Below are 21,252 nucleotides of genomic sequence, written 5' to 3' on the forward strand. Positions count from 1 at the left end.
ACAAAACCTCCAGGGCACTCCCATGCAGCGACTGGAAGCACAACAAACACCTGCGCCGGACACCCCGGCGGCAATGGGCAAGAGCTGGCGCGAACAGTTCAATTTGCTGCGCTGGTTCTCGCTCGCGAGTTTTTTCATCATCGCCGCCGTGGCGGTGGGCCTTGGCTATATCTCAACGCGCTTCGTGGTCACCGAAAGCGTCGAGCGCGATGCGTTGCTAACCGCCCAATTTGTTCAGGCCATCGGCGCGGCGGAAATACGCCATGCCGGCATCACCCCGGCGCGGACAATGGGCGAAATGCTCGATCCGCGTCAGGACGGCAACTTTCCTGATGTCGACCCTGTGTTACAGGCTTCGGCGCGTATCGAATTTCTCGACCATGTCGAACACCTGCCGGACATTCTGCTGGCCACGGTGTACGCCTTGGATCGCACGGTGATCTGGTCAACCAACGCTGAGCTTATCGGCGTGCACATCAAGGATGACGACGAACTCGACGAGTCGTTCGAGATGAAAGTGCCAGTGTCCTCCAGCTACCACAAGATCGACGATGAGAAACCCGAGCAGCAGTTGCTGCGCGAACCGAAATACCTGTTCATCGAGAACTACATCCCGATGTTCAACGCCGACAAAAGCAAAGTCGTCGCCATGGTTGAGGTCTACAAGGAGCCGGCGGATCTGGTCGACCGCATCGACCGTGGATTCGCCTCGATCTGGGCCGCCACGTGTTTCGGCGGTGCGGCGATCTTTCTCGCGTTGTTCTGGATCGTCCGCCGCGCGGCGCAACTGCTGCAGAGCCAGCAGCAACAGTTGATCAGCAACGAAACCTTCGTCGCCCTCGGCGAAATGTCCTCGGCGGTGGCGCACAGCCTGCGCAATCCGCTGGCGACCATCCGTTCCAGCGCCGAACTGGCCCAGGAAGTCGCCAGCCCCGGCGCGCAACGCAACATCGGCGACATCATCAGCCAGGTTGATCGCATGTCGCGCTGGGTCCGAGAGTTGCTGGTGTCGCTGCGGCCGATGAACGACGACGGCGAGGCGGTGGACCTGGTGATGGCGGTCGAAGACACCGTTGGCGCCTTCGAAGCATTGATCAAACGCTGCAACGTCGAAGTGCGCTTCACACCGCAGAATTGCGCGCTGGTGGTCAGCCAGAAGGTGTTGCTCACGCAAATCCTCAATAGCCTGTTTGCCAATGCCCTGGAAGCCATGCCCAAGGGCGGTGTGCTCAGCGTCGAATTCGAATCGCCGCAGCCTGACAGCGTGCGCCTGACCGTGAGTGACACCGGCAAGGGCATGAGCGCGCAGCAGCAACTGTTGGTGTTCAAACCGTTTTTCACCACCAAACAGGGCGGCCTCGGGGTTGGCCTGGCGTTGGTCAAACGCATCATGGAGCGTTTCGAAGGTTCGGTCGTGCTGACCAGCCGCGAGCAGGAAGGAACCCGCGTCAGTCTCAACTTCAAAGTGGCATCGGGAGGGGAATATGGAACACAGCATTCTGCTGGTCGAGGATGACGAACTGCTGGCCGAAAATATTCAGACCTACCTGGAGCGCAAGGACTTCGAGGTGACGGTCTGCCATTCGGCCGAAGACGCGTTGGGGCAACTGGAAACCTTCATGCCGGACATCGTGCTGACCGACAACTCGCTGCCGGGCATGAGTGGTCACGACCTGATCCAGAAGCTGCGCATCAGCGCGCCGGATCTCAAAGTGATCATGATGACTGGCTACGGCAACGTCGAAGATGCCGTGGTGGCGATGAAGGAGGGCGCCTTTCATTACGTCACCAAACCGGTGGCGCTGCCGGAGCTGAAACTGCTGCTCGACAAGGCCCTGGCCACCGAGCGCATGGAACGCACACTGTCGTTCTATCAGGAACGCGAGGCGCTGAAATCCGGGGTGCAGGCGCTGATCGGCGACTCGGCACCGATGCAGTATCTGAAAAACACCATCGGCCAGTTGCTCGACGCCGAGCGGCGCATGGCCAACACCGATCTGCCGCCGGTTTTGGTCGAAGGCGAGACCGGCACCGGCAAGGAACTGGTGGCGCGTGCGCTGCATTTCGATGGGCCGCGTAGCAAAGGCCCGTTTATTGAATTCAACTGCGCGTCGATCCCGTCGAATCTGGTCGAGTCAGAGCTGTTCGGGCATGAGAAGGGCGCGTTTACCGATGCCAAGGATCGTCGTGTCGGGCTGGTGGAAGCGGCGGACGGCGGCACGCTGTTTCTTGATGAGGTCGGCGAGATGGATCTGCTTTTGCAGGCCAAGCTTTTGAAGCTTCTGGAAGACCGCACCATTCGCCGGGTTGGCTCGGTGAAGGAGCGCAAGGTCAATCTGCGGGTGATCAGTGCGACCAATTGCAACCTTGAACAAATGGTCCAGCAGGGCAAATTCCGTCGTGATCTGTTTTTCCGTCTGCGGATCATTTCGATCAAGGTGCCGCGCCTGTACGCGCGGGGTGACGATATTTTGTTGTTGGCCCGGCACTTCCTCGCCAGTCACGGCAAACGCTATGGCAAACCGAATCTGCATTTCAGTCAGCAGGCCGAAGAGCTGCTGCTCAGTTACACCTGGCCGGGCAATGTGCGCGAACTGCGCAATATGCTTGAGCAGACCGTGCTGCTGGCGCCGAGCGACACCATCGCTGCGCATCAGCTCAACGTGTGCATGAGCCTGGTCGACGAGCCGCCGCTGCATATTCATGAAGCACCGATGCACTACGAACCACGGCCGGCGAGCAACACCGAATCGATGAACCTGCCGGAAGTCGAGCGCGACATGGTGCGCAAGATGCTCGACAAGACCGACTGGAACGTCACCAAATCTGCACGCCTGCTGGGCCTGAGCCGCGACATGCTGCGCTATCGCATCGAAAAACTCGGCCTCGCCCGGCCGGATAAACGGCAGTGGTAGCGGCCGTACACAATAAATGTAGGAGCTGCCGCAGGCTGCGATCTTTTGATCTTGTTTTAAGATCAAGATCAAAAGATCGCAGCCTGCGGCAGCTCCTACAGTAGGCGTTCGGTATTCAGTGTTGTTGTCGGCTCAAACACTCCAGCACACAACTCGGATCCAGCACCTCGTCATTCACATAAATCCCGCGCTCGGCATCGTACGTGCGGATAAACACCCGCACCGTCGCATCCGCCACGGTCGGCAACTGCGAATCGTAGAATTCATGGTCACCCGGAAGCACCACAAAATCCTGCGGCGCCGTATCGTCGTAAGGCTTGGGCGGTGTGGAACTCAGTGAATACGGAGCAGGGTGGGCGAAGGGCTGGTTGGGCCCGTAATAATTGAAATTGCTGTCCAGCGCTTGCGCCTGAGTGGCAGCGAGCAGACAGCCGGTCAACAACAGCCGATCGAGCATATGCATGGCGGCACCTGCGAGTGCGGTTTTCCCCAAGGCTATTAACTATAGCTGCCCGACATTCAAACAGACGGGTGATTGATCGCACGCATGCCCCGGTTGTGCACAGGCCTTGAGCGCATAGCCGATTGCGCGAAGAAACTCTTCGTTATCCCCGTCTGCAAGAACCTGGGACAGGTATTCGCTGATGGCTTCGTCACTGTTCAGCAATGCTGCCACGTCGAAAATCGTTAACGTCTGGCTCATGGTTAAACCTCCTTAGCCATTTTTTGTGCGCGTCGGATGTCTGCGCTTTGTGAGGATATCCATGTGAGCAGAGTTGAATAGTCAGCCGTGTCCTCTATCTGTTTTGATAATTTGCCGACACTTGTAGGCATGAACACTCAGATATGTAGGAGCTACCGCAGGCTGCGATCTTTTGATCTTGGTCTTTAAAAACAAGATCAAAAGATCGCAGCCTGCGGTAGCTCCTACACGAATTGGCTTACAAGTTTGCAACAACCGCAATTGAAGAGCTGATCTAGACTCGGATCCGCTCAATCACGAGCATCGTCCGGAGTGCGCCATGGAAGTGCCCAACAATAAAACCGCCATCGAGAGTAATCGACAGGCGTGGAACGATTCCGCCCGCCATCATCAGGATTCGCCTGACTGGCAGGCCTTGCTCGGCGAGGTCGCGCAGGCGGATTTCTCCTGCCTCGATGAGACCTTGAGCGGGTTGCTGGAGGTCGACGGTAAGGATGTGATTCAACTGGGCTGCAACAACGGCCGTGAGAGTCTCTCTCTGTTTGCGCTCGGTGCCAGAAGCGTGGTCGGTGTCGATCAATCGACGGCGTTTCTCGATCAGGCGCGCGAGCTGAACCAGCGTTCACCGCACAACGCCGAGTTCATCGAAAGCGATATCCATCATTTGCCGGCGTCCTTGCAGAACCGCTTCGATGTGGCGCTGATCACCATTGGTGTTTTGAACTGGATGCCGGACATCGGCGAGTTTTTCCGCCACGTCGCCTCGACGCTGAAACCGGGCGGCAAACTGGTGATCTACGAAACCCATCCGTTCCTGGAAATGGTTGATCCGGATGCGGAAGATCCGTATCGCCTCGCCAGTTCCTACTTCCGCGCTGAGCCGTTTGTGCAGGAAGAGCCGATTGTCTATGTCGGCAAGGTTGAGCAGCCGGCGGCGAAGTCGTATTGGTTTGTGCATACGCTGGGGGCGATTTTCAGTGGTGCCATTGCGGCGGGGCTGAACATTGCGCACTTCAAGGAATACCCGCATTCGAATCGGGAAGAGGTGTATGACCGGTATCTGAATCGAGAGGCGCAGATGCCGATGTGTTTTACCCTCATCGCCACCAAGGCCTGATATTTATCGTTGCTGCCACTGGCCTCATCGCTGGCAAGCCAGCTCCCACAGGATTTTGTGTCGTACACAAATAAGCGGTACACCGCAAAACCCTGTGGGAGCTGGCTTGCCAGCGATGGCGGCCTTAAACACGCCACACATCTCAGAACTGGATCAAGCCTGCGCCGCCGCGCTCACCACCGGCCGCCCCGGTTTACGCAGCGGCTCCAGCCGTGACCCGTCATAGCGTGTTTCCCGGAAAAACTTCCAGCGGCCAAACAGGCAATACACGTGCATCACACGCCCCTGCTCGTGATAACCCATGCGGATATGCAGCTTCAGCGCCGGAATATTGTGCGTCTCGCACACGTCCACCACCTTGTCGCAGCCCTGCGCTGCCATGGCTTCCCACAGCGCCACCTGCACATCCACGGACAGGCTGCTGCCGAAATAAGCGCGGGTCATCTCACCGCCAAACTCAAAGAACTCACCGGGTTTGACCGGGAAGGTGCAGCCGTAATAGTGGCGGTCGTGATAATCACGAATGCTGCCCCAGATAAACCCGACCGCATGCCCGTCAGCATCGAGGTACATGTGCCCGGTGTGGCCCTCGGTCGCCAGCTCCGCCATGGTCTCCACGCGGTCACCAAAATGCTTGGCGAAGGCAATGGCGTTCTCCGGCGTGATGTCGACTTTGCGCAATCCGTCGTAAGGCCGCAGCTTGTGCGGCGGCACCGGGCTGACCAGGTCGCGCTCCATCCACAGCAGCTCCCAGTGGAAGAACACGTAGCGTTTCCACAACGTGCCGAAGGTGCGGCCGAGGCCTTTTTGCCGGATGCGTTCTTGTAGTTTTTCGATGATGCTCATACTGCCCTCCGTGGCCGAAGCCCGGGTGTTGTGGATGGTGCTTTTGTGGGTATAGATCAGCCTTGCCAATTCATTTCAAAGTGCCATCTTGGAAAGTATTGCAAGGTATGTAAGTCAATCGAGCGCCGTGGCACCGCGTAGAAAATCCTTGTTCAGATCAGCGTATGAAACCCGAGCGATGCCCATCAGCCGCTGCTCTAGTACGCGGCTCAGGGACTCATCCGGATTGAGATAGGCGTCACCAAAGTCGGCGCCGAGTTGCGTCGGGTGGGCGACGATTTCCAGCACGCCGTCGGTCGGCGCGCTATCGTTGCGCAGGTCTATCGGCGTGCACACATAGTCAGCGGTAACCCCCGCCAGACGCTGCAAACGCCAATTGAGCAAACCCTTGAACACGCGCTTGGGCAGATTGAGGTTTTGCCCCAGATTGCGCGCCAACCGAATCGGCACCCCTTGATGCGCGGCAAATCGCGCGACGATCTCGCCGATCGGCCAGATGTTGTGCACGTGCTGATGCGAATCGATGTGGCTGGGACGCAGGCCGTGATCGACGCAGCCCTGCCACTGCGCCTGCAACTCTTCGCGCACCGCCTCGCGATCCTCGCGGCCCAGCCAGAAACTGTGGCGCGGCAGGCTGAGGTCGAACACGCCGAAGTCATCGCAGAAAGTACGGCGGGCCAGAATTGCCTGGCTCAGCGGTCGTCCGTAAGTCAGGTTGAAGTGCAGGCCCACCCGGCCTTGCAGGGTCGCATGCCGCGCCATGGCACACGCCGCTTCAAACGCCGGCATGTTGGCCATCGCCGTGGCAGAACTGATGACCCCAGCCTGAAACGCGGCGAAGATCACCGAATTTTCGTTCGGGCTGAGGCCGAAATCGTCAGCGTTGACTATGACTTGGCGAGGCATGTTCGCCCTCCGTGGTGATCGCGACAGGTTTCAGTGGTGGTTTCGCTGGCTCGGCACGTCGTGCCCGCCATGCTTGCACATGCGGTTTGAGTCGATGCCACAGACGCAAACCCAGACCGAGGAGGAGGCCACTCGGGCGCCAGGAATAAAAACTCCAGCGCCAGTGCTCCAGTTGTCCGGTCATGCGTTCGTGCAATTGATGGCTGGAGTTTTCCAGACTGACCCGCGAGGCATCGATCCAGCGCCAGTTGTCGTCCAGGCCCCAGCGAATCCATTCCTCCAGCAACACCCGGCCGCTGCCCAGATCGGCGTATTGCGGCAGGAACGCGAGGTTGTAATCGTAGAGCCGACCCTGTTCGAGCAGGCCGAGGCGATAGCTGATGCAGCGGCCGTTCAGTTCCAGCGTCACCACCCGCACCAGGCCTTGGCCGGCGAGGGCAGTGAAGGCACGTTCGATCAACTGGCGGCTGCGTTCGCCGGCGAAAATCCCCACACCTTCATCACCTTTCCAGCTCACCGCTTCGACTTCGCTGATGACCTGCAGCAGCGGCCCCATGCTCAGCGCATCGGGAATGATCCGCCGCACTTCGGCACCGCACGCGGCAATCCGTTTTCGCGCCCGGCGCAGCTTGTAACGCGGATCGCCGGAGACTTCCTGATGATCCGCCTCGCTGATCAGATGCACCGGCACCCGACAACTCAAGCGTCGCTCACCGGTGGAGCTGCGCGCAATCCATTCGGTCAGCGTGCTTTCTTCACCGGTAGTTTCGGACAATTCATTGAGTTGCAGCAGCGCATGGGGCACTCGTTGACGAATCAGTAGCAAGGCTTTGCGCATGTCTTCGCCGCCAAGCAAAGACAACAGCGCCAAGCGATCCGCCAGCGGATAACCCAAGTGATGCAACACCCGAAAGGGCACACCGGCAAAGCGCTCGTGACTCGCCACCAATGGCAGGCACAGACGCAATTCGTCCGCCTCCCACCCCAGCAGGATGTGCAAATGCTCACTCTCGCCAAGGGCCTGCTCGGCCGCGCACAACCAACCAAGGTGGTTGAACGGCGTGTGATCCGTCACCCGCAGGCGCAGCGTTTCATAGGCTGCTTCCGGGAAATTGGCGGCGCACAATGAAGTGCGCCATTCAAATCGCGTCACCATAGGCTCAGGTCGCCGTTGCTGTTACGGGTGGACGGGAAGGTTTGCGCAGCGCTTCCAGACGCGAACCGCTGTAACGGCTTTCGCGATAGAAACGCCAGCGACCGAACAGGGTGTACACATTCATGATTCGGTTTTGCTCGGTGTAGCCCATGCGCAGGTGCAGTTTGAGCGCCGGGATATTGTGGAACTCGCAGACGTCGACAACCTTGTCGCAGCCTTGCGCAGCCATGGCTTTCCACAGCTCCAGTTGCAGATCCACCGACAGTTCGGTGCCCCAATAGGCGCGGGTCAGTTCGCCGCCGAACTCGAAGAACTCGCCGGGTTTCACCGGGAACAGGCAGCCGTAATAGTGCCGGTCGAAATAGTCCCGCGAACTGCCCCAGATAAACGCCACCGCGTCGCCCTGATCGTCCAGGTGCATGTGCCCGGTGTGACCCTCATTGGCGAGTTCGGCCATGGTGCCGACGCGATCGCCGAAGTAGCGGGCGAAGGCGCTGGCGTTGTCCGCCGTGATCTTCACCACCCGCAGCAGCGGGTAGGGCTTGAGACTGTGTGGCGGTACCGGGCTGACGAGGTCGCGCTCCATCCACAGCAGTTCCTGATGGGAAAAGATGTAGTGCTTCCATGCCTTCTTGACGGTGGCAGTGAGTCCTTTCTGCCGCAGGTGTCCAGTCAGTTTATTGAGCATGTTCATGGTGTTCACTCCTGATGACGAGGCATCGCGCGGCCACAGGCCTGCGCGGCTGAACATCAACGGACGGTTCATGAAGCGCTCCAGCTAAGGGAGAAGAGGGTCTGCCCCGGCAGCTCGAAACGCACGCGCCCGTTCTCGCAGGCAAACGGCGCGTCGCGGCTGCGGTTGTCGGCACCGAAGTAGCGCAGGGCGCCGTTGTTCAGCGGGCACTTGGCACCGGCCAGGTCCACATGTTGTAGCCGGTTGCCTTTGTTTACCCCAAGCAGGCCGCGCTGATCGTCGCCGGCCATCGCCAGCACATCGACTTCAAAGGCATCGTTCTCGAGCCACAGCACCCGATGCAGCCAGTGTTGGGCTATGAATTGCTGGGCCAGGCCCACCGGTTTCAATTCGAAGCGTTGCTCATCCGCCGAGACGCGCAGCATGCCCTTGGGATACTGCGGTTCATCGGCCGCCTGGAACCAGTTGAGCATGCTCAGCAAACCGTCCTGCGAGGCGTTGATCACCACCGACGCCCACCACAGCGAAGCGTAGTGGGTTTCCTGATCGTAGGGGCTGAGGCTGGACCCGCTGGACAGGTTGGTCTGGTCGAGCAGCAAGGCCTTGCGTGGCTGACCCTTATCGTCGAAGCCGACCAGCTCGGCCGCGCGCCGCACGCTGTCGCGATACACGCGGGTGGCGAGCAAATCGCGGATCATCCATTCGTGCCACGCCAGCGCGTCGACCTGATCGCCCGATTCGCTGAGCAGACGCCGTGCCCAATCGATGCCGCGCTTGTCCGCCGCGTTATTGGCGAATGGCCCGTTGACCAGTCGCGAACTGGCCGGCATGGCAATGCGTACGCCAGCCTTGGCATTCTCCGGATCACTGAGCACCTGGCGGGCCATGCTGGCGAAAATCGCCTGATACTGCGCGTAACTGGAGTAGTTGAGGTTCGGCTCGTCGGCAAAACCGATGTAGTGCGTGCCTTTGCCACCGAGCGCGCGGGTGCCGGCCAGCCACGCATCAAGCCCACCGTTGCTTTGCACATCGGCGCGCAGATCGGCCTGGCGCTGACTGCCGGCCAGCAGGGTGATGTCCTGCCTGATGCCGAAACGCTCCTGATACACCTGACGGAAAGCATCTTCGAACTGCGGATTCTTCGCCGTCACGTCGACAAAACTGTAGTAACTCGCCGCCGTCGGTTTCAGCGCATCCAGCGCGGCATGACTGGCGGGCGGCGGCATCACGTAGGGCAGGGCGATACCAAGATCCGGCGTGCGTCCGAGGACTTTGTCGTGCAACACCAGACGCGTCTGGCCAGCGTCTTCACGCAGCGGTTTCAATTGCTGTGGTGTCTGGGCGAAAAGATTGGCCGTGCCATCGAGCCAGAAAGCTGCCTTGCCGCTGCCTTGCAGAAGCAAGCGCCAGACTTGCTCGCGCTCGCTGACCGGCAGGGCAACCTGATCGAACTGCCAATAGGCACGATAGGGTTTCAGCGCCAGCGTCAGTTGCTGCTCATCACTGACCCGCTGCGCCTGCAAGCCGCTGACGCCGCCATGAAACTTGCCGGCCAGCACCGCGTGTTCACCCGGCGCGACTTTGAAATACAACTCGTCGCCATTGCGGGTGTCGACGCTGAAATGCACTTTCGCTGGGGCGAATAAAGCGACCGTGCGCTCGTCATGTTCGACGCGATAATTGCGAAAGCTGTAGCCGGGAATTTCCAGCCGATAACTGCTCGCGCCGGGCAGCAATGGCCAGCTCTGACTGCCGCGAATTTCGCTGGCCGTGATGAACCGATCGCCCGCCAGTTTGCCTTTACCGTCGAGCAGGTACAGATGTTCTTCGTTGGCATCGGCCTGCCACGCCGGCGTCCAGCGCACAGTCACCGTATCCGAGCGATCGGCTTGCAGATACAGACTGCCGTCGCGGATCTCGCCCCAACGCATGGACGCGGCAAAGGCGTCCAGCGACAGGCCGAGACCGAGCAGCATGGCCAGGCCTTTCATGCGGTTTTCCGGCGTTGCAACATCAGCCACATCGGCGTGAAGTCGCGGGGCAAGATGATCAGCGTTTGCCAGAACGGCACGCCGCTCAAACGGCAGTAAAGCACCAGCATCGCCACAGTCACTGCCAGATAGGCAATCGACGACGCCGCCGCTGCGCCGACGATGCCGTAGGCGGGAATCATCACCAGGTTCAATGCCAGATTGAGCAGCGCACCCAGGCCCATCAGTAACGACACCGTGCCGGGACGATTCTTGCCGAGCAGATCCAGGCGCAAGATACTCGCGTAGCACAGGCCCAACAGCCCCGGCAGCAATGCCAGCAGCGCCGGATACGCCGGTTGGTACACCGCACCAAACAAGGTGACGATCAGCCATTCGCCAATCACCGCCATGGTCAGGCACGCGCCGAGCATCACCGTGGCGGTCAGGCGCAGGGCCAGCGGTGTGACCTTGTCCATGCCTTCGTCTTGCTGCAGCAGACGTTTCATCAGCGGTGTGGTGACCGCTTCCGGGACGATCAGCAGCAGTTCGGCGGCAGCACTGGCCATCGCGTAATGACCGAGCGCGGTACTGCCGAGCAGGGCGCCGATAAACAGGTAATCCGAGCGCAGAATCACTTGCTGGAACAGCAAATCCGGATGACTGCGCGCACTGTAGCGCAGCAGTTCTTTCTGGCTGGCGCGGTCCCATTGCAACTGTAACGGTTGCGCACGTTTGAGCCAGACCCAACCGACCAGCACCACCAGACTGATACCGGCCAGCCAACTGATCAGCGCCGCTTCGAGGGCGGCGCTTTGCCACATCCAGAACAATGCGAGAAACAGCAACAGCGGAGCCAACGACTCGACCAGACGCAAGGCGTTGAACGCGACCACGCCACCGGAGGCGTTGTGCAGCGTTAGCAAGCCACTTTTCAGTACGGTCAGCGGCACCGCCAGCAGCAACAACCAGGCAAGCAAACCGAGCTGCATCGTCACATCCAGTTCACTGCCAAACTCACGCACCAGCGCCACCACCAGCAAGGTCAACAACGCTGCGAGTAAACAGCCGAACACCAACACCTGACTGAGCAGCAAGCCCATCGGCCGTTGCTTGGCAGCCTGATAACCCACCGCCGAATTCAAGCCGCCGCTGGTCGCCGCGCTGATCAAGTCCGGCAGGGTGCTGAGCAACGCAAACAGCCCGCGCTCACTGGGTCCGAGAATCCGCGCCAGCAGCACATTGCGCAGCAAACGCAGGGCGATCATCGCCAGCTTGGTGCCCATGCTCAGCGCTAGATGCTTGATGTAGTTGCTTCGGCTCATGGCCGTGCCCCGCGATAGATCCGCCACGACAGCAGTTCTGGATTGCGCGCGCTGCGCTGACTGACGCCGAAACGTGGCAGGTTCAGCGGATCACCTTCGCCGCGATAAATACCGGTGCCGGTGCCGAGCGCGAAAGGGTAATCATGATTGGCAATCTGTTCGCGCACGCGCTCATCGTTGTCGCCATTGGGGTAGCAATACACCGGCAGGGGGCGGTTGCAGCCGTTGTGCAGGGCATCGCGACTGCGGCTGATTTCTTCGCTCAGGCGCACATCGTCCAAGCCAGTGAGGATCGCGTGACTGGCGCCGTGGGGGCCGAAACGCACCAGCCCGGAAGCCTCGAGTGCGCGCACCTGATGCCAGTCCAGCGCTTGCGGTAGCGAGTCTTGCGGACACTCATCGGTCAGGCGCTCCAGCTCCTGCGGGTCAATCGACTTCAGCCCTTGCAGGTAATGCAGCAGCGCCAGGCTGCGGCGCTCGACATCGATGTCATCCAGCAGCACCGGCAACGGGTGACGCATGGCGTGCAGACATTCGATCAAATGCATCCGCGCCTTGTCGCCGTGGCTGCCCCACAGGGTTTCGCCGAGGCTTTCCCACCAGAAGCGCTGACGGCTGCCGATGAAATCGGTTGAGAGGAAAATGCTCGCCGGCACCTGATGTTTCTGCAGCAACGGGAAGGCGTTGACCGCGTTGTCGCGCCAACCGTCATCGAAGGTCAGCGCCACCCGTGGGCGCTCTGTGCGCAGCGAGTTGGGCTGGAGGATTTCCATCAGCGGTACGCAATCGAAATGTTTGCGCAGCCATACCAGCAAATGCTCGAAAGCTTTCGGCCCGACGCACAGTTCGTTGCGGTGCGGCAGATCGGCGGCGCGGTCGTTCGACAGCACCCGGTGCAGCATCAGAATCACCCCGGCGCCGTGCAGCTGGTTGCGGCCCATGGACGAGTTGAGATAGAGCCAGCCACTGGTGCGTTTGAATAATTGTTTGATCGCCATGGCTTCAGTCCTCTTAACGGTTCTGTTCAGGATTCCACTGGGCATACCGCTGACCGCGCAGGAACTGCCACAGGCCGAGACTCATTCCGGCGAGGGTGACCAGCAGAAACGCGGCGAGGCGAAAGGGCTTGGGCAAGCGGTGTTGCGAATCGAGCAGGCCGGCGATCGCGATGGCGTAGCCGAACAACTGCGCTATCAAGGCCAGGCGATAGAAACCATGGTCGTCCCACAGCCAGAAATTGCTCAGCAACAACGGCAGCAACAGGATCGGCGCGAGACGGCGGATCAGTTTGTGGCTGATCAACGCGATCGAATACAGGCCATATTTCAGCGGATTGAGCAGTTCGCGGCGCTGGGCGAGGCTTTGCAGACCGCCGACGGTGACGCGCTGACGGCGGCGGAACTGCTTGTCCGCCTCATCGACCCCGTGGTCGATCACTTGCGCTTGCGGCACGTAAACGATGCGTTTGTGCGCCACCGGCGCGCAGGTGCTGATAAAGAAATCGTCATTGACCTCGGCCGGCACGTTCTGGAACAACTCGCGACGCAGGGCGAGCAGGGCGCCGTCGGCGGAAACCATGCAGCCGGTGCGGTTTTCCACGCGGCGCAGCCAGCCTTCGTAATGCCGATAGAGGCTGTCGCCAACGCTCAACCCGCCGCCGGTGACCGGAATCACCATGTGCCCGGCACAGCCGCCGACTTGCGGATCATTCAGCGGCGCAAGCAAGTAGCCGAGGGTTTCGCGCGACCATTGGTTGTCGGCATCGGTGAACACCAGAATGTCACCGGTACTCAGCGCCACGCCGGCATTCAGCGTCGCCGCTTTGCCTTGACGTGGCAGGTCGAGCACGGTGATGCGCGGGTCAACGATTTTGTGCGCACAGGCCACGGTGTCATCGGTCGAACCGTCACTGGCCAGAATGATCTGCAGAGAGGCCGGCTGATAATCCTGGGCCAGCAGCGTGCGCAATTTGTGCTCGATGTGCCGCGCCTCGTTGTGCGCGGCAATCACGATGCTGACGTTCAACGGCGGTGCTGGCGTGTGCCGCCAGGCTGGAAACAGTGGCGCCACGATCGTTAATAGCAGCGGGTAGCCCACGTAGGCGTAGACCGGCAGCAACAGGCACATCCAGAAAATGAATTCAGCCACGGGCAGGCCTCCTGGCGTTCCAATGACACAGACTCAAAATGAACGCGGCCCCGGCCAGGTGCAGACGCACCCAGTGCAGGCCCCACAGTTGCAGGGTCAGACCGATGTTCCGATGTTTGAAGCTTTGGCGCAGGCTGAGCACCAGCCCTGGCAGCAATGTCAGGCTGACCATGATGATCGCGTGATGCGGAAAGCCGTCGAGCAGCGCTGAAATCGCCAGAAAATCCAGCAACCACACCAGCAGCGACAGCATCGGAAAACGCAGCAGGCGAAGGCTGAAACCGTGGGTGCGCAGCAATTGCAGATGGCTGCCCTGACGCCACAGTTCCTTACCCATCCACTCGCGCCAGTTCATTTCGTAACCCCAGTGCAGGGCGACGTTGTCATTGATCGACAGCAACCGCGCACCCTGTTCGTGCAGGCGCAGGGTGAATTCCTTGTCCTCGCCGGTGCGCAGGCTTTCGTTGAAACCGCCGACCTTGTCGAACCAGCGTCGGCGCATCAGCAGGTTGGCACTGGGCAGCCAGTCAACGACGTGTGAGGTCTGCGACGACACGCGCAAGGTGCGGCGTTGCCAGGCGGTGGCGTACCACGGCGCTTCGGTAGGAGTGTGCAGATCAAGGCCGAAGACATCGGCCTGGCCGCTGCCTTCAATGTCGAATAACGGCTTGAGCCAGCTCTCCGGCAGTTCAATGTCGGCATCGATAAACGCCAGCCATTCACCCGTGGCGACGGCCGTGCCGCGATTGCGCAACGCGCCGATCAATAACCCCGGCAGCACCAACACCTGCGCGCCGAACTGGCGGGCGATCTGCGGACCCTGATCGCTCGAGCCGTTGTCGACCACAATCAGTTCGCACTCGACATTGGCCGCGTGTGCCGCTTTTTGCGCGGCGAGCAAGGTGCGGCCAATGTGCCGGGCCTCGTTGAACATCGGAATGACGATACTGATGCGACTCATGCCCTGGCCTCCGTGGTCAGTGGCGCCTGCTCGGCTTTCAGGCGCAGGACGCTGGTCATGGCAAGCATGATCCACACGTATTTCTGGTTCGGTGCACTGAGGAACATCAGGAACAGCGTCAGCGACAGAAAGCTCACACCGAGGTGGGTCATCATGTCGGCCTGATGCCATTCGCGACGCAGCATCCACGCCGCCCGTGCGCGGATCAGGTTATACAGGCCGAGGCCGAGCATACCGACGAACAACAGCCCGGCAGGCACGCCAAGTTCACTGAATATTTCCAGATACGTGTTGTGCGCCCGGCGATAGAGGTCGCCGATCTTGCGGTTGGCCGAAAACGCCTTGGCGTAACCGGTGGTTGCGTAGTGCAGCGGGAAGGTGCCGGGACCGGAGCCGAGCAGCGGGTTCTCGCGGATCATCTGGCTGCCAACCACGATGTACGAAGCGCGGCGGCCGAGGGATTCGTCCTGAGCCTTGGAACCGGCGCTGAGGATACTCAGGGACTGGATGCGCGCCATATAACCGGCCGGCATTGCGTAGATCGCCAGCGGAATCACGATCGCCGCGCCGAGCATGGCGAAGCCCAGATGCCGAGGGCGAATCCGTGTCAGTTGCGTGCGGTAATGCCAGCAGCCGATCAGCAGGCTCAGCGCCAATACCACCAGACCGGAGCGCGATTCGGTTTTGGTCATGCCGCCCAACAGCAGCAGACAGCAACCGCCCCAGAACAACCGGTGCAGCAGGTTCGGGCTGCGGATCACCAGTAGCAGCCCCATCGGAATGGCAAAGGCTATCAGCATGGCGAACGCGTTGGGGTCTTCGAGCAGACCGGCGGCGCGCCCCTGATCCTGGAATTTGGCCGAGAACATCGCCATCGCACAGGTGGTGCTGACGGCGAGGGTGACGAGGCGGGCGAACAGGTCAAGGTTCAGCTCACGGCCGATCAGCAAGGTGATGACAAACAGGATCAAACCGACGCTCAGTTCGCGCAGATGGCCGAGCGACATGCCCAGGTCATCGGTATTGAGCAGGCTCAGAAAGTACAGAACCATGAACCACACGAGGTAGCGCCAGATATTACTGCGCAGGCGCTCCGAGGGAATCTGGTGCAACGCCAGTTGCAGCATCAGGATCACCGCCAGCGAAGCACCGATCAGCTTGCTGCCGGAGAACGACGTGTCCTTGAAAAAACCTTCGAACGGCACCAGTGCGGCAATGCCGAGCAGGCCCCAGGTCGGTTTGCGGTACAACACCGCAAAACCCACCAGGCCCAGCACCGCCCCCGGCGCCAGAAACGGATAAGGGCTGGCCAGCAAACCGATGCAGACCAGACCGAGCAGACTGACGATCGAGAGCGGGAAAATCATACGCGTGCCTCCCGTGCAGTGCGGATGTACAGCTGCGACCAGCGTTCGGCCAAAGCCTTGAGGTCGTAGCGATCCTGTTGCGTGCGTTTTGCGTTGTCGCGCAGTTGTCGGGCCAGTTTCGGCTCGCTCAGCAACGTGTCGAGCTGACGTGCGAGGGCGGCGCAGTCGGCCGGTGTGGCGAGTAAGCCGTTGTGCCGGTGTTCGAGCACATCGGGAATGCCGCCAACGCCGAACGCCACCACCGGCACCCCGGCCTGCATTGCTTCGAGCAAAATCATTGGTGTCCCTTCGGTGCGCGAGCTGATCACCAGCGCATCGAGTTGCTGCCACCACGGTTGCATGGCGATCTGGTAACCGGGCAAACGGATGCGTTGCGACAAACCGGCGTTGTCGATCCGCGCCTGCAACGCCTCGCGTTCCGGGCCATCGCCGAGCATCACCGCATCCAGTTGCGGATGCTGATGACACAGGGGGATCAAGGCATCGAGAAACAGATCCGGGCCTTTCTCGCTGCTCAACCGGCCGACATAACCAGCCAGCCAGCGTTGCCGATCCGCGTCCGGCACCAGCGACGCAGCGGCCGGCAAACCGTTAGGGATCACTTGCAATTTATCTGCCCGTACGCTGGCCTGACGGTGCAGCGTGGCGATGCTTTCCGCCACGCATACCACCCGGTCCACCGACGCCGTGCGGCACAGTTGCAGGCTCAGCCAGGTGTAGAACTTCTGCTTGCGACTGCGCGGCGTGAAACCGTGCTGGGTGATCACCAGCGGCAGGCGCAACAGGGTTGCGCTGACCCAACCGAACAACAGCCCTTTGAAGTTGTGCGTATTGATCAGCGGTTTGTCCCCGCGACGCTGACGCAAGTGGCGCAGCAACTCCCCAAGCCCGGCACAACCGCGACAGTCGACCCCGGCCGCGCGAAAGCGTTGGATCAGTTCTGGCGGCGCGTCGAGAAACAGCACCTGATGCTGCCCCGGCGTCGCCAGACAATGATCCAGCAACATGCGCTCGGCCCCATAGAAGCCGCCGCTGCTGAGCAAATGAATGATCGGCAGCGCGGCAGTCGGGGAGGATGCGGTGCTCAATTGCGCACCCAGTGCAGGAAGCTTGGCACTGTCCAGTTCTTGTGCGGATTGCTCGGCAGCGCGTTCTGGTCGTTGATCACCAACAGCACCGGCAGACCCAGTTCGTGGCTGATTTGCGCCGGGTGTTTGAAGCGATGATCGAAGAACTCACGTACGTAGACCAGAGCAATCGCCAGCAGCAACCCGGTGAACAAACCGAACGGAATGATCAGGCCCGGTTTCGGGAACGCCGCTTCGGTCGGTTCGAACGGCGGGCTGAGCACCCGGGCATTGGACAGATCGTCGTTGAGCGCGCCGGTGGTGCTGCTTTCGGCGAAACGCTGGGCGTAGGTCGAGAACGCGGCATGCAGCGCATCGATTTCGGTGTCCATCTGCCGCAGCTTGCTTTGGGTCTGCTGCAACTCGTGGATGCGGTTCTTGAACTCGGCAATGCGCGCGGTTTTCTGCTCGATCACCTGCTTGACCACGGCCAGATCGGCGGTGCGTTCCTGGATGCGGTTGCTCACCACTTTGAGGAACTGCTGACGGGTGCGGGCGATCTGCTCGCGGGTCAGCAGCATCGGTTCGCTGCCGGGCTGGAACACCGCCAGGTCATTCATGTAGCGGCTGACCTGAGTGGTCAGTTGCTCGCCCATCTGTTTGATTTCCCGATCCTCGAACGCCACGTTGTCGACGGTGGTGGTGAAGGTGAATGGGAAGGTGTAGTCGTTGAGCTTGCTGTTGGTGGCCGCCGCCATCGCGGTTTTCAGGTATTCGAGCCAGCGCTGGCTCTGCAACAGGCGATCCTGATACAGGTTCAGGGCTTGCTCTTCGGTGTTGATCGCGTTGAGGCGGAAGGTGATTTCTTCTTTCGGATCCGACGAGCCGACGCTTTCCAGCAATGCCTGACGGTTACCTTCCAGGCCATCGAGGCGCACTTGATAGAGGTGCTTCTTCGACTCGTAGAAGGACTGCGGGAGGTCGATCGACTGCAAGGCCTGACGGCTGACAAGATAGTTCTGCAGCAAGGCTGCGACAAACGTCGTGCCTTGGTGCGGATCGGGGAAGCTGTAGACGATCGAGATCACGTTGGAACCGGGCAACGTCTCGATTTTCAGGCTGTCGATGGCTTGCTGGGTGAAGGCGTCGAGCGCGGTGTCACGCACCGGATCGGTTTCCAGTCCGAGCACGTTGCGCACCGGGTTGATCACGTACTGACGCAGCGGCGAGCTGATGTAGCGCTTGAACGGCTCGGCCACCAGTTTGCTGAAGATGCCCGGCGAAGGTGTGTATTCACCTTTATCGCGCAGTTCGCTGATGGTCTGGCGGATCAGTGCCGGCGAACGGAGGATGTTGCTTTCCGTTTCCATATCCGCCAGCGACGGCGGAATGAACGTGGCGTTGTCCACCGTGAGCGACGTGGTGGCGTCACCCTGGGAGAGTTTTTTCGACTGCACGATCACCTGCGCGGTGATATCGAAGCTCTGTTTGAGCACCAGCGGCAGGAGCAGGGCGATGACTGCAAAGATCAGGAAGACCCGTTTCACCAGTTGCTTGTTGGCGAAGAAGATCCTGAAGAACTCATGCAGGTAGTTTTCCTTTGGATTCATGTCGGTCACCTGAGAGTCAGTTGTTGTTGCTGTCTTTGTTGTCGACGCGGTAGCCGAAGCTGAACCCGACGCCCTGGAACAGCACCACGTCAGCCAATTGGCGGGCGAGTTCGCCGGCGCTGGCCAGTTTGGTTTTCGGCACGTAGAGCATGTCGTCCGGTTGCAGATACGCGATCTGCGAAGCATCGCCGGACAAGGCCTTCTCGACGTCGTAGCGCACTGCCTGCACCTGATTGCCGTTGCGGCGCATGATCACCACCGAATCCAGGCGAGCCTTGACGTTGGTACCACGGGCCAGGGTCAGTGCTTCAAGCACCGATACCGGCCGGCGGATCGGGTAGGAACCCGGCTGGCCGACTTCGCCGAGCACGTAGATCTCGTTGCCGGCGGTGGATTTCAGCAGTACGTCCACGGTCATGCGGCCGGGCAGTTGCGCGTACTTCTTGTTGAGGAAGGTTTCCAGTTGATTGACGGTCATGCCTTGCAGCGGCACGGCGCCGATTTCCGGGAAACTCGCGTAGCCGTCGGTGCCGACAGTGATCTCACGGCTCATGCCGGTGGCCGGGTGGTTCAGCGCGCTTTTCAGATTCTGCTCGTTGGTCAGCGGGCTGATGATCTGCACGGTCAACTGATTGCGGTTTGGCTGGAACAGCTGCTTGCGTTGATAGGCACGCTGGATTTCTTCGCGCGCCTGATCACTGGTCAGCCCGGCGATTTTCACCGAGGTGTTGGCGCCCGGCAGTTCGATGGTGCCGTCGGGCAGCACCAGCTGATTGCCGTTGAGCTGGCTGGCGGCGGTGAAGTTCAGACCGATCTGGTCACCCGATTGCACGCGGTAGGCGTCCGAGCCGCTGGTGCTGATATGGAAGATCACGTCGAGCACATCCTGCGGGCGCAGAGTCTGCTCGATCTTCGGCATATCAGTCGCCTGGGCGTTGGCCGGGGTGGCGGTGAGGATATTCACCGGCATGTTCTGGGTTTCGGAGGTGCTCGAGCAGCCTGCAAGCGGCAGCATCAGCAGCACAAGAATCTTGGCGTTCATGGCGTCATCCTTCGCGTTCGCTTAGAGGTTTTGGTAAAGCCATTTGGGCATGTAGTACTTGCGTCGGTTGAACACGCTGCCAACCACTTTTGCCCCGGCCTGGGTCAGGCGTTGCACGGCGGCCTGGGCGACTTCCCAGCGGGTGTCTTCGGCGCGCACGACAAACACCACGCCATCGACCTGAGTGCTGATGACCAGGGTGTCGGCGGCGGAATACACCGCGTCGCCGTCGATCACCACGAAGCGGTACTGACTGCCCAATTGATCGAGCAACGGGCTCAGGCGCTCGGCGGTCAGGTGTTCCATGGTGCGGATTGGCCGGCCATTGGGCAGCACGTGGAACGGCAGGCTCGACACCTGCACCACACAGTCCTGCAACAGCGGCGGGTTGTCCGGGTTGAACAGCAAGTCGCGCAGGCCGCGTTCCTTGCTCAGGTTCAGTTGCTGCGTGAGGTTGCTCGCCGACTGGCTGGCGTCGACCAGCAGCACCTGGCCGCTGCTCATTTGCGCCAGTTGGCTGGCCAGCGCCAGCGCACTGGTGGTGGTGCCGGCGCCGGGGTTGGCGGCGGTCAGGAACAGGATCCGCAGATCGAGATCCAGCACGGTCGAGGTCAGGTTCGATTCGCTGGGGTTGGCGATGCTCAGGCTTTTGTTGGTTGAACCGTCCATTAGCTTGCTCCGTGGCCGCTGAATACTTTGAAGGGGGTTTTCAACAGAATCTTCAGATCAAGCAGAAGGCTCTGCTCGGCGATGTAGCTGAGGTCCAACTCAACGCGCTGGTCGAAGTCGATATTGCTGCGTCCGGAGATCTGCCACAGGCCGGTCATGCCGGGGTAGATCGCCAGACGGGCAAGGTGGTTGTCCTTGTAGCGGTAGGCGTTGAACGAGGTCGGACGCGGGCCGACCAGGCGCATGTCGCCGGTCACTACGTTGATCAGGTTGGGCAATTCATCGAGGCTGGTGCGCCGCAGGAAACCGCCAATGCGGGTGATGCGCGGGTCCCGGTCAATCTTGAAGTCGATGGCGTCGGCACCGTGTTTGTTCAGGTGACGCAGCGACTCTTTCAATTCTTCGGCGTTGGCCACCATGGTGCGAAATTTGTACATGCCGAACTTGCGGCCGCGATAGCCGGTGCGTTTCTGCACGAACATCACCGGCCCGGGGCTGCTGAACTTGATGGCCAGTGCCAGCCCCAGCAACAGCGGCGAGATCAGCACGAGGATCAGCAACGCGCCAAGGCAGGCGACCACGCGGTTGGTGCGTGACAGTTGCCAAGGACGACCGCCATCGCGGCCGGTGAACCAACCGCGACCCTGGCGATGGATCGCCGCGTCGAGACGCATTCGGTGCTCGGGGTCAACGCGCTTGTCACGGCGCATTTCCTGGATCGGCACACCTTTCTCATGTCCAGTCATGGAGTCCTCC

General features: G+C 60.6%; 19 protein-coding genes and 1 pseudogene. 3 read left to right on the top strand and 17 right to left on the bottom strand.

Translation table 11 applies throughout. The features are described 5' to 3' along the window. The first annotated feature begins 22 nt into the window (after window positions 1-22). Window positions 23-1,516 (top strand): sensor histidine kinase, encoded by a 1,494-nt coding sequence (locus tag QZR14_RS12350; protein ID WP_311996695.1) that lies wholly within the window; start codon window positions 23-25, stop codon window positions 1,514-1,516. Further along, the gene (locus QZR14_RS12355) at window positions 1,485-2,915 is read left to right on the top strand and encodes a sigma-54-dependent transcriptional regulator (protein ID WP_311996696.1); all 1,431 of its coding nucleotides are present in this window, start codon (window positions 1,485-1,487) and stop codon (window positions 2,913-2,915) included. The genes QZR14_RS12350 and QZR14_RS12355 overlap by 32 nt, the downstream gene beginning before the upstream one ends. A 115-nt stretch (window positions 2,916-3,030) precedes the next feature. On the opposite strand, the gene QZR14_RS12360 is transcribed toward QZR14_RS12355, so the two are convergent. After that, window positions 3,031-3,378: a hypothetical protein gene (locus tag QZR14_RS12360; RefSeq protein ID WP_311996697.1), complete on the bottom strand. Its 348-nt coding sequence runs from the start codon at window positions 3,376-3,378 to the stop codon at window positions 3,031-3,033. Window positions 3,379-3,480: 102 nt separating this feature from the next. After that, a pseudogene (locus QZR14_RS12365) lies at window positions 3,481-3,618 on the bottom strand (addiction module antidote protein); the annotation flags it as partial. Window positions 3,619-3,937: 319 nt separating this feature from the next. Here QZR14_RS12365 and QZR14_RS12370 point away from each other — a divergent pair. After that, entirely contained in the window at window positions 3,938-4,735 is a 798-nt protein-coding gene (locus QZR14_RS12370) for a class I SAM-dependent methyltransferase (RefSeq protein WP_311996698.1), read from the top strand. A 153-nt stretch (window positions 4,736-4,888) separates the two neighbouring features. Here the strand turns inward: QZR14_RS12370 and QZR14_RS12375 are convergent, their stop codons facing one another. The 15 genes from QZR14_RS12375 to QZR14_RS12445 form a co-directional block, all read right to left on the bottom strand. Next, window positions 4,889-5,581, bottom strand: a complete 693-nt coding sequence (locus QZR14_RS12375; RefSeq protein WP_311996699.1) for an N-acetyltransferase — start codon at window positions 5,579-5,581, stop codon at window positions 4,889-4,891. A gap of 114 nt (window positions 5,582-5,695) precedes the next feature. Continuing rightward, window positions 5,696-6,487, bottom strand: coding sequence for a ChbG/HpnK family deacetylase (locus QZR14_RS12380; RefSeq protein WP_311996700.1), 792 nt, complete (start codon window positions 6,485-6,487; stop codon window positions 5,696-5,698). Further along, window positions 6,459-7,643 carry a GNAT family N-acetyltransferase gene (locus tag QZR14_RS12385; RefSeq protein WP_311996701.1) on the bottom strand — a complete coding sequence of 395 codons (1,185 nt, stop codon included), beginning with the start codon at window positions 7,641-7,643 and terminating at the stop codon, window positions 6,459-6,461. The genes QZR14_RS12380 and QZR14_RS12385 overlap by 29 nt, the downstream gene beginning before the upstream one ends. A 4-nt stretch (window positions 7,644-7,647) precedes the next feature. Beyond that, the gene (locus tag QZR14_RS12390) at window positions 7,648-8,337 is read right to left on the bottom strand and encodes an N-acetyltransferase (RefSeq protein ID WP_311996722.1); all 690 of its coding nucleotides are present in this window, start codon (window positions 8,335-8,337) and stop codon (window positions 7,648-7,650) included. A 68-nt stretch (window positions 8,338-8,405) separates the two neighbouring features. After that, the gene (locus QZR14_RS12395) at window positions 8,406-10,328 is read right to left on the bottom strand and encodes a hypothetical protein (protein WP_311996702.1); all 1,923 of its coding nucleotides are present in this window, start codon (window positions 10,326-10,328) and stop codon (window positions 8,406-8,408) included. Continuing rightward, entirely contained in the window at window positions 10,325-11,632 is a 1,308-nt protein-coding gene (locus QZR14_RS12400) for a lipopolysaccharide biosynthesis protein (RefSeq protein WP_250606854.1), read from the bottom strand. Before QZR14_RS12400 ends, QZR14_RS12395 begins: the two co-directional genes overlap by 4 nt. Next, entirely contained in the window at window positions 11,629-12,630 is a 1,002-nt protein-coding gene (locus tag QZR14_RS12405; RefSeq protein ID WP_311996703.1) for a polysaccharide deacetylase family protein, read from the bottom strand. The genes QZR14_RS12400 and QZR14_RS12405 overlap by 4 nt, the downstream gene beginning before the upstream one ends. A 13-nt stretch (window positions 12,631-12,643) precedes the next feature. Beyond that, the gene (locus tag QZR14_RS12410; RefSeq protein ID WP_250606852.1) at window positions 12,644-13,780 is read right to left on the bottom strand and encodes a glycosyltransferase; all 1,137 of its coding nucleotides are present in this window, start codon (window positions 13,778-13,780) and stop codon (window positions 12,644-12,646) included. Then, the gene (locus tag QZR14_RS12415) at window positions 13,773-14,741 is read right to left on the bottom strand and encodes a glycosyltransferase (protein ID WP_311996704.1); all 969 of its coding nucleotides are present in this window, start codon (window positions 14,739-14,741) and stop codon (window positions 13,773-13,775) included. Before QZR14_RS12415 ends, QZR14_RS12410 begins: the two co-directional genes overlap by 8 nt. Further along, window positions 14,738-16,108: an O-antigen ligase family protein gene (locus QZR14_RS12420; protein WP_311996705.1), complete on the bottom strand. Its 1,371-nt coding sequence runs from the start codon at window positions 16,106-16,108 to the stop codon at window positions 14,738-14,740. Before QZR14_RS12420 ends, QZR14_RS12415 begins: the two co-directional genes overlap by 4 nt. Beyond that, window positions 16,105-17,196, bottom strand: coding sequence for a glycosyltransferase family 4 protein (locus QZR14_RS12425; RefSeq protein WP_311996706.1), 1,092 nt, complete (start codon window positions 17,194-17,196; stop codon window positions 16,105-16,107). The genes QZR14_RS12420 and QZR14_RS12425 overlap by 4 nt, the downstream gene beginning before the upstream one ends. Next, window positions 17,193-18,785 (bottom strand): GumC family protein, encoded by a 1,593-nt coding sequence (locus QZR14_RS12430; RefSeq protein ID WP_311996707.1) that lies wholly within the window; start codon window positions 18,783-18,785, stop codon window positions 17,193-17,195. The genes QZR14_RS12425 and QZR14_RS12430 overlap by 4 nt, the downstream gene beginning before the upstream one ends. A gap of 16 nt (window positions 18,786-18,801) precedes the next feature. Further along, a complete protein-coding gene (locus tag QZR14_RS12435; RefSeq protein WP_064120077.1) occupies window positions 18,802-19,827 on the bottom strand; it encodes a polysaccharide biosynthesis/export family protein in 1,026 nt (341 codons plus the stop codon). 21 nt (window positions 19,828-19,848) lie between these two features. Then, the gene (locus QZR14_RS12440) at window positions 19,849-20,496 is read right to left on the bottom strand and encodes a CpsD/CapB family tyrosine-protein kinase (RefSeq protein ID WP_250606847.1); all 648 of its coding nucleotides are present in this window, start codon (window positions 20,494-20,496) and stop codon (window positions 19,849-19,851) included. Further along, window positions 20,496-21,242, bottom strand: coding sequence for a sugar transferase (locus tag QZR14_RS12445; protein ID WP_250606846.1), 747 nt, complete (start codon window positions 21,240-21,242; stop codon window positions 20,496-20,498). Before QZR14_RS12445 ends, QZR14_RS12440 begins: the two co-directional genes overlap by 1 nt. Between the last annotated feature and the right edge of the window lie 10 nt (window positions 21,243-21,252).

It is taken from the genome of Pseudomonas sp. rhizo66 (assembly GCF_031931925.1).
GTDB lineage: Bacteria > Pseudomonadota > Gammaproteobacteria > Pseudomonadales > Pseudomonadaceae > Aquipseudomonas.